The sequence below is a fragment of the Streptococcus sp. 1343 genome, from assembly GCF_013277355.1.
Taxonomy (GTDB): domain Bacteria; phylum Bacillota; class Bacilli; order Lactobacillales; family Streptococcaceae; genus Streptococcus; species Streptococcus pseudopneumoniae.
This window is the reverse complement of sequence record NZ_VMMT01000108.1, coordinates 1-545: the sequence shown is the minus strand read 5'-3', so window position 1 is coordinate 545 and position 545 is coordinate 1. Positions and strand designations below refer to the sequence as shown.

1 protein-coding gene and 1 pseudogene are annotated in these 545 nt (G+C 38.9%); both read left to right on the top strand.

What is annotated here, in order from left to right:
* Positions 1 to 86 precede the first annotated feature (86 nt).
* Positions 87 to 273 (top strand): annotated as a pseudogene (locus tag HT709_RS11440) (hypothetical protein).
* A partial coding sequence (tnpB, locus tag HT709_RS11435; RefSeq protein WP_172925790.1) for an IS66 family insertion sequence element accessory protein TnpB occupies positions 254 to 545 on the top strand: 292 nt, incomplete at its 3' end. The pseudogene HT709_RS11440 and the gene tnpB, both read left to right, overlap by 20 nt.

Genomic DNA, 545 nt, shown 5'->3' with positions numbered 1-545 from the left:
GTAAGCGCGTCATAACAAGGTATCTATCATTCATGGAGCTCCTCCTGTATACTATTAGTAAAGTAAAACTATTGGAGGATATTTAAATGCCACAACCTATTGTTCCTGTAGAGATTCCACAATCTCGTCGTTTTGATTCTAAAAAGAGAAATGATATTCTGCTTAAAATTCGTATTGGCAAGCTTGAAGTAAGTTTTTTTCAATCTCTCAATCTCGAAATGATAGAACAGCTTTTTGGATAAGGTGTTGCTCTATGACAATTCATCTATCTAGCCTAGGGCAGGTCTATCTCGTATGTGGGAAAACGGATATGAGACAAGGCATTGATTCACTGGCTTATCTCATTAAAACCCACTTTGAATTGGATCCTTTCTCCGGTCAAGTTTTTCTCTTTTGTGGTGGACGTAAAGACCGCTTTAAAGCCCTTTACTGGGATGGTCAAGGATTTTGGCTACTATATAAACGCTTTGAGAACGGTAAGTTGACTTGGCCAAGTACAGAAAAGGATGTCAAAGCTCTCACACCAGAACAAGTAGACTGGCTGA